Below are 7,571 nucleotides of genomic sequence, written 5' to 3'. Positions count from 1 at the left end.
AAGAATGCACCACAAGCACTTGCAGCTCTGAACGGAGGGATCTTAGCTCTCATGGATTGGCTTGCTGTTCGTAACGTTGCTTCACAAATGCGGCATTTTTGTGCTCACCCCCAAGAAGCAATTGAATTGCTTCTTGGGAAGCTTTCGCGGTAAAATGGGTACACCAAAAAGCCCTGCCCGAAGCTGAAAACAGGTTGACAAGGCGGGCCCGTTGTGTTAAAGTAGCGATGTTACGCGCCCATAGCTCAGTGGATTAGAGCATCGGTCTTCGGAACCGAGTGTCGGGGGTTCGAATCCCTCTGGGCGCATTACTCCCAACCCGCTCCCATGGCGGGTTTTTTCGTGTATTGTTTGCTCATTTTTTCCTCCCATCGAATGCTTGACATCAACGCTGACAGCAACAGATTTTTTGTGTTATTTTGTACCTGTTCCTGGTGTTGTCGCAGAAAACAGCGTGTTTAGCCGTGTGACCGCTTGCTCCTGCAAGGATGGCAGGACATGTGAATAGGTATCCAGGGTCATGCTGATGTTGCTATGTCCCAGGAGTTCCTGGACAATTTTTGGATGCACATCCATCGAAAGAAGCAGTGTTGCTGCACTGTGCCGCAGATCGTGAAAACGGATGTCAGGAACATCAGCTTTTTTGAGGAGCGGTTTAAATGATCGTCGCATCAAATTGCCAGCCTCCACTGGCCTTCCTATCTGATTGCAGAACACCCATCCCTGATCTTCCCAAGCTGGTCCTGCGCTGAGTCGTAGCTCATACTGATGCGCCCGATGACGTTTAAGGGCCTCAATGGCAAGATCCGCGAGATAAATGCTACGCCTGCTCCTGGGTGTTTTGGGTTCATTGGTGATAAAGCCCAGTTTGCCAACACGAGCGATGGTGCGCCTGACCTGGAGTTTGCCTCCATCAAGAGAGATATCCTCCCATTTTAAGCCTAGCAATTCACCCTGGCGCATGCCGGTTGTCAGGGCCAGGACATAGACTGCTTCAAATGGATCTTCCCGTGCTATTTGCAGAAGCTTTTGTGCTTGCTCAACGTTGAGGACCTGCATTTCATGTCGGGGCACTCGTGGCGCATCAACCGCATCACAGACATTGTGTGTAATCAGACTCCAGCGGAGCGCATCATGAAACGCTCGGTGAAGGACCCGATGAATATGTTTGATGGTCTGAGGGGCATATCCCTCTTTCCGTTTCTCGTTGTATAACCGTTGGAGATGCTGTGGCATCAGTTTCTGTAGCTTCACTTTCCCGATCGCTGGTATGATGTGATTCTCTATCAGTCCTCGATAGCGAATGTAGGTGCGTTCACGCAAACGTGGTTGTGCCGTATCCTCAAGCCAGGTTCGGAGAAAGAGCTCTATAGTTTGATCTTCTCCTGTAAGCAATAGCCCCTGATCTTTCAGGTTATTCGTTTCTCTGGCTGCTTTAATCGCCTCCTTTTGTGTTTTGAAGTACAGATATTTGCGTTTGCCCTGTTCTATGGTGATGGTGGCGACCCATCGTCCATCTTTGCGTTGGTAGACGGTTCCTTCACCGTTTGCTCGTTTACCCATAGTTCGTATTCCTCTCTTAGATCTATGTGGCTGTTGTGCTGCGGTAAGTCTGAAGCTGGAGATAGGTTCATCGCATGACTCTGTGTGATTGAGCTTTGTTTCTCCAGCTTTGCTCCGTCTACCAGGTCTATTACGAGCGCTCTTTCTATGATACACGATGGTCTCGCTGTATACCAGTCTTTCACGATTTTTTTCTTATGGAACGGGTATTGAAGAGTACTCTAGATTGGCGAGATGGAGATTGATGAGACAATTTATAAGCGCTGTTCTAGGTCGTGGATATAAATGTATTGCCTCTGCTCTTTGTTCGGCTCATCAAAGGCGGGGTCTTCGTTCTGAAATTTATTCAATGCCTTGGTGAACATTGATTTGATACTCGGATCCACATAGTAATGAGCATTTGTGAAGAAACGTATTAGCTCCAGAAAGATCTTCTTCCAGGTAGCGTAGGACTTCTCTGAAAGTTCCACCTCAATAGCACTGGTTATGGTTGGTGTCTCTGGCTCGTCTTTCAGATGGTACTGGAGCAAGGCATCTGGCAGATGGTTCCCCCGATATTCATGTGGAAGCCAGAGATCTGGATCTTGTCTCTGTTGGGCTTTCAATCGGTCTCGGGTGACATGGTACTGGCGCTCACTTTCCCATTGAAAGCCAGGACAAGATCCATAGGTTTCTTCAATCATGATCCGGGTTTCATTGATCCAGAAAAGATGCTCCAGGTCCGAGTGGCGTGGATCAATGAAACGTAAAGAAAGATTGCAATGGTAGAGGCCCTTTCTTGTCAGGCTAATCCAACCAGGAGTGTCATAATGGATCTTCTGATAGGTTGCCAGACCCAGTATCTTCCAGCGTTCAATGATTTCGCGAGTGCGTGATTCTGAGAGAACGTCTGGATCCTGTGATTGGGACTCAGGATGGCGCGCGAGCAGGCCCTGTAACTGATCAAAACGGTAGGCTGTTTGCTCGCCGATCAGACGAAGTACATCTTCATCACGTGAGGTAAGCTGTGGATGCCCTTTGTCTGAACGCGTTTTGCGTACTGGTTTATCTTTGTGTGGTATTGGTTCTTTCATGGTGTGGTCCTTTCTCCCGATGTGTCTGTCATCGAGATCGTGAATGCTGTGTCTATGGTTGGTAGAAAGTTCAATAATCGTTAACCGGTAAGAGAATGGAAGGGGTCAGGTGCCTCCCTACTGGGTTATGCCCTCGGCGTACCTTGTTTCAGGTGTTGATGGACTGGTACATCTCTGCGATGGAGCGTGTATCCTCCCGTTTTGTGTGTCGGGGAGAAAACCGGGGGATAGTTATCCCTGTACGCGGACCTGCATGGTGTCGTGCGCTTAGAGTGGTTCTTCTTCTTGATCCTCCTGCTCTGAATCTTCAATGCCTGGTTCTGCCTGCGGGATGGCATTCGTTTCACTGGCTGATGGGGTCTGCTGATGTGTACGTAGCCATTCTGTACAGAATGACCGGTGCATATGAGCCCGCTCTGCAAGTATTCGTCCTGAAATCTTGTGATGGCCTTGCGCTCTGAGTTCCTGATAGGCAAGTGTCAGACGTTCCTCTCGACTCTTCTGCACAGTGTCTGGATCCGTTGGATCTGGCTCTATGACGTGATGGCGCTGCCGGGTAGAAATTGGATCTGGCTCTTGCTGGATTTGTCCTGGTTGCTCTACAGACGGATCTGGTGTCACTGTCGAGTGGTGCTGTGGCGCCAGTACTGGATCTGGTGCCATCGATGGCTCACTGAGATGTTCCTGGTGAGGTGGATCTGATACCGGCGGAGTTGTTTGACCGGGCGTTCGATCCATCGTCGTGGCTCCGCTCTGCGCCCTTGTCTGATCCAGTTGGTGAGGTGGTGAGGCTCCACCAATAGATGCCCGATCAGCTTGCGCCGTATCTGGCTCCATGGTGATGTGGGTACGCAGTGCCCCATCTGATCGTGCCAGTACCTGCACGAGCAGCGCCACATCTTCAATCGTAAAGTGAGGAGATCCAGTACCTTGTGAACGTTCTTGCAGTTGTGTTTCTTGGTTTCGTTGATGGGATTCTCCTGGCTCATCTTTTGATGGATGTGTCTCTAATTCTGAGGCTGCGAAGTCTTTGAAGGATACGTCCCGCAGGCGGCTCATCAACACAAAACCAACGACGGCGATTGAGCGCAAGCTGCTCAGCATTTCGACATTGAGTCCCATCAATGACACCGCGTGATTTATTGGTACATGCATAGCGTGGCTGAAAATGTCAATGTTTGTGAGCGTGCCCGCAACCAGTGCCAGAAGAGCGGTGAGCAGACTGTAGAGTATGCACTTGACCCAATCTCGTTGTTTCACACACAACAAGACGTGATAAAAGGAGATGGCCAGGCTGGAATCTATCGCAAGCGCTTGCGCCCAGGCCCATGCCTGTGATGCTGCTGTCGTGGTTCCTAGAATGGCTCCATCTGTGAGAAAGTTGGCGCTACTGACAACCAGTCCGGCTGCCAGCAGAAGCTCTGAGGTCTTGGCAATAAAGTTGGTGATGAAACGTAAAAGCGTGTCATACCATGCTAATGAGACAAATGCATCAAGGCGTGGATGTTGGTGTTGTGTCATGCCTCTTCCCTTTCGTGTGTTTCACTTTCCGTTTCTGCCAGGGTCCATTGGGCAGTTGTTGTATGAAACGTGAGCGAAAGCATTTGTTCCTGGATGTCTCGTCCCGTGATGAACAAGGTTGCCTCGTCCCGTTCTCGTTCACGTTTGAGCAAGAGGATTTCATCCATCGCTCCGGTTAATCCTGTTGATCCAGTAATCTGGTCGAGAATATCCTGCCCTGATGATTTGCGTAAATGATGGATGACCAGCATCGAGAGATGATGCGTATCGGCGAGCTGTTTGAGTGGAGCCAGGGCTGCATAGTCCATCTCATATTGCGTCCGTGCTCGTGGCGGTGTCATTGGGGCCAGTTTGGCCCACGTGTCAATGATGACGAGACCCAGTTTAGGATGTGCTTGTGTGTACGCTTCAAGCTCAGCCAGACCTGCTGGATCTAAGCGTGTGTGTTGTACCGCAAATTCTAGTCGGGTAGGCATGGTCTCCATCGTTGCAAGCAACTGCTTTGCGCGCGCCTGTAAGCGTTGGGGTGTATCTTCCAGGGCCAGGTACAAGACATCGCTCTGGTTTGCTGTATAGGACCCAAACAGCGTTCCTCCTGACGCAACGGCAATCGCCAATTGAAGTGCGAACCAGCTTTTCCCTTGTTTTGGCTTGCCGACCAGCAAAAGTAGCCCCTCTGAAATCAAGTTGGGAACGATCCAATGAAGCGGGGAGAATGGGGACTGGAGCAATTGCTGAAGCGAAAATGGTGCTGTGAGGTCTTGCTCTGATAAGGGTACTGGAGTCGTCTCGGGTACCGATGGTTGAAACAGTGGCAGTGCATGATCGAGTGCCTGCTGAAAAACGGTTTTAAACGCTTTCCAATCACGTTTATGTAACTCATTTGGATCTTTTGCATCGGGCAGTGTGACGACCGAGGCCGCGCCATTCCAATCCCATGACTGTAACAACTCGGCAATGGCATCAACAAACTGTTGACCCGCTTTGTCTGGTTCTTGCATGATGTAGAGTTTGGTAATTCCCCTGAGGTAGGAAGATGCCAGTGTTGTCTTGACCATCTCTGACCCGGGAATTCCAAGTGCATGGTAACCGTGATACAGCAAGGTGAGACGATCCGTCTCGCCTTCGACAAGAATGAGGTATTCCTCTTCTCGGGCTTTCTCCAACTGTTCTAATCCATAGGGAATGATCTCTCCAGGGTCCTTTGTCCACCAGGAACCCTCTTTGGCAACCAATGAGCTCCGGATACGATGGCGCAACGCAAGCGTACCATCCTCTTTATAGTAGGGAATACGCAAACCTCGGCCCGGTTCCTCGACGATACCCTGGTTGATAAGAAATCGCCAATGGAGCATTTTATCCTGGGAAAAGTCCAGAAGCGTGATTCCCGGGCGTGGTTGCCGTTTGGATGTCGATAAAGAAGACGTTGGGAAGAGATCTGACATCGTGAGACCCACTGTCTCGAGAACATTCTCAATCGGGCAACCTGCATGGCAATTGAGTAACACTTTATCTTCTTTGCCAAGAGCAATGCTCAAGCTAGGATGGCGATCATTGTGAGCAGGACAGCAGGCTATCCAGCCGCGTGATGATTTCCGAACATGATTCAGGTGCGAGAGCACATTCTGAAGATGGGGGTAATCTTCATTTACATATGGTTCCATAGCGTCAATCCTTTCCCTGAAAGAAACAATCTATGTAGCATGTCTGCATGACAGGACATACGTCTCTCGCCATGCAGACGAGCAAGTATTACACGTGATGAATGTCTTGTTCTTGATCCTTTAACCAGGTGTCCAGGGTCTCCTTGTGGATGCGCACTAAACGTCCCAAATTAATCGTAGGCAAGCCACTATATATGAGCTTGTAAACTTGACCCCTAGAGATGTCGAGGTAGGCTGCCACCTGCGGTATCGTGAGCAGAGTCGATGCTGGGGTTGAGCCTGATGGTTCTTGCATTGGTTGCCTTCTTCTTTCTTTATTGCCACTATTCATTGGGCTGTGATGGCGTCGTAAGTGTGCAATTTGCTATTCCCTGGAGGATATGGAGAATGCGTGCTGCACGTTCTACGGGCGTGTAAGAGGCGTCCCGTGAAAAAGGTGCACCGAGCTGATTATAGAAGGCCGTTGGGATCGGAAACGCGCCTCCTGGCTCGTCTATGGTCGGAAGGACATTGGTTCCGTGGTATGCAAAGTACAAATCTAAAATGGACTCTCCAATCAGCACTGGAATAGGAAGCTGGAAACGTAGTGCAGTCACTTCTAATTGCATTTGGATCAATACAAAATCATAGGCAAGAATGTACTTCCCCGAAATTGCTTTCGTGAGATCATCCCAGATTTGTGGCAGAGGAAGTGATGGTGTTGTTGGTGATGTGGGAGCATCCCAGGCTGGAAGAGCCCCTTTTTGAATGCCCGTCGGGAGAAAATCTTGATCAAAAAGAATGGCTCCATCATTCTGCACGACGGTTACTCGTTTAAGTTCAGGCTCTTGCTTATCAGGCTGCACATCCTCAGTAACAACAATTGAAGGCGAGAGTGCCAGCACGTTTTGGGCGCGTGTCACATCACGAATATCTGGAACATAAGGAAGCCGCTCGACACGTTGTTGTAGTTCATAGAGCATTGGTGCAACCTTTCCATACATGTCCATCTCCAAAGCAAAGGCATGGAGCTTGTTTAACACATGCGAAATTTTCGCATATGTGATATTCCATTTTGCGATGAGATCATAACCGGTAACGGGACCATCCTGCGTTTCAAGCTTCTTCAATTCACGGTCGATCGTGACTACCTCGCGATTGAATGTGTCCATTGGTAAGTTACTCATGCGTTTTCTCCTTGTTGTAGTAAGCTGTTGATGTATCACAGCACTATCATGCATAAAGCAAGTATCTTTTGCAGCTGTTTATAGTTCTCTAGACTATGTAGTTACCCACGGGATGCGCAACGAGATGATAACAACAAGCGAGTAGCATAAGTACAAACGGATAAAAGAGGGAAAAATCCTTGCCAAACCAGGCAAATATATGTCTCCTTAGAAGAAGAAAATGATCCAATCCTACTTCTCAGGAGAATACAGGTAGTATGACACATCCATCCGTCCATCTCCAGAGCGCATCAGAAGATCGGCCCTCCGTTCCCAACTGGTTTGGCGAGGTCGCCATTGTGGCGCAGGTCTTGACCTCATCAGGCGTCCTCAAGCTCATTGAGGAGCAGGTTCGTTTTGCGCGTGCGCGCTTCGGGACCTATGAGCTCATTGATGTTGTTGCCGTCCTTCTCGGCTACGCTGTGAGTGCAGAACCCACCCTACTCGCGTTTTACGAGCGGCTGCTGCCGTTTGCATCGGCCTTTATGGCCCTCTTTGGTCGCAGCAAGCTGCCCCATCGCTCCACCTTGAGTCGATATCTTGCT

General features: G+C 49.5%; 6 protein-coding genes, 1 tRNA gene and 1 pseudogene. 2 read left to right on the top strand and 6 right to left on the bottom strand.

Annotation, left to right across the window (positions count from 1 at the left end; translation table 11 throughout):
• Positions 1-234 precede the first annotated feature (234 nt).
• A tRNA-Arg gene (locus F1593_RS26750) sits at positions 235-308 on the top strand.
• Between the two features lie 106 nt (positions 309-414).
• On the opposite strand, the gene F1593_RS26745 is transcribed toward F1593_RS26750, so the two are convergent.
• The 6 genes from F1593_RS26745 to F1593_RS26720 all read right to left on the bottom strand — a co-directional run bounded on the left by F1593_RS26745 (position 415) and on the right by F1593_RS26720 (position 6,987).
• The gene (locus tag F1593_RS26745) at positions 415-1,563 is read right to left on the bottom strand and encodes a tyrosine-type recombinase/integrase (RefSeq protein ID WP_149404611.1); all 1,149 of its coding nucleotides are present in this window, start codon (positions 1,561-1,563) and stop codon (positions 415-417) included.
• 254 nt (positions 1,564-1,817) lie between these two features.
• A complete protein-coding gene (locus F1593_RS26740; protein ID WP_149404610.1) occupies positions 1,818-2,636 on the bottom strand; it encodes a hypothetical protein in 819 nt (272 codons plus the stop codon).
• 267 nt (positions 2,637-2,903) lie between these two features.
• Positions 2,904-4,157 (bottom strand): hypothetical protein, encoded by a 1,254-nt coding sequence (locus F1593_RS26735; RefSeq protein WP_149404609.1) that lies wholly within the window; start codon positions 4,155-4,157, stop codon positions 2,904-2,906.
• On the bottom strand, positions 4,154-5,821 hold the full coding sequence (locus tag F1593_RS26730; protein ID WP_149404608.1) for an AAA family ATPase: 1,668 nt from the start codon (positions 5,819-5,821) through the stop codon (positions 4,154-4,156). Before F1593_RS26730 ends, F1593_RS26735 begins: the two co-directional genes overlap by 4 nt.
• An 88-nt stretch (positions 5,822-5,909) precedes the next feature.
• A complete protein-coding gene (locus tag F1593_RS30035) occupies positions 5,910-6,116 on the bottom strand; it encodes a helix-turn-helix domain-containing protein (RefSeq protein ID WP_172632481.1) in 207 nt (68 codons plus the stop codon).
• Positions 6,117-6,144: 28 nt separating this feature from the next.
• Complete coding sequence (locus F1593_RS26720; protein ID WP_149404606.1) at positions 6,145-6,987, bottom strand: hypothetical protein; 843 nt, start codon at positions 6,985-6,987, stop codon at positions 6,145-6,147.
• Positions 6,988-7,244: 257 nt separating this feature from the next.
• Between F1593_RS26720 and F1593_RS26715 the strand changes: the two are divergent.
• Positions 7,245-7,571 (top strand): annotated as a pseudogene (locus tag F1593_RS26715) (hypothetical protein); the annotation flags it as partial.

This window comes from Dictyobacter arantiisoli (assembly GCF_008326305.1).
Taxonomy (GTDB): Bacteria; Chloroflexota; Ktedonobacteria; order Ktedonobacterales; family Ktedonobacteraceae; genus Dictyobacter; species Dictyobacter arantiisoli.
Note: the sequence above shows the minus strand (reverse complement) of the source record. Positions and strands in the feature narration are given on the sequence as shown.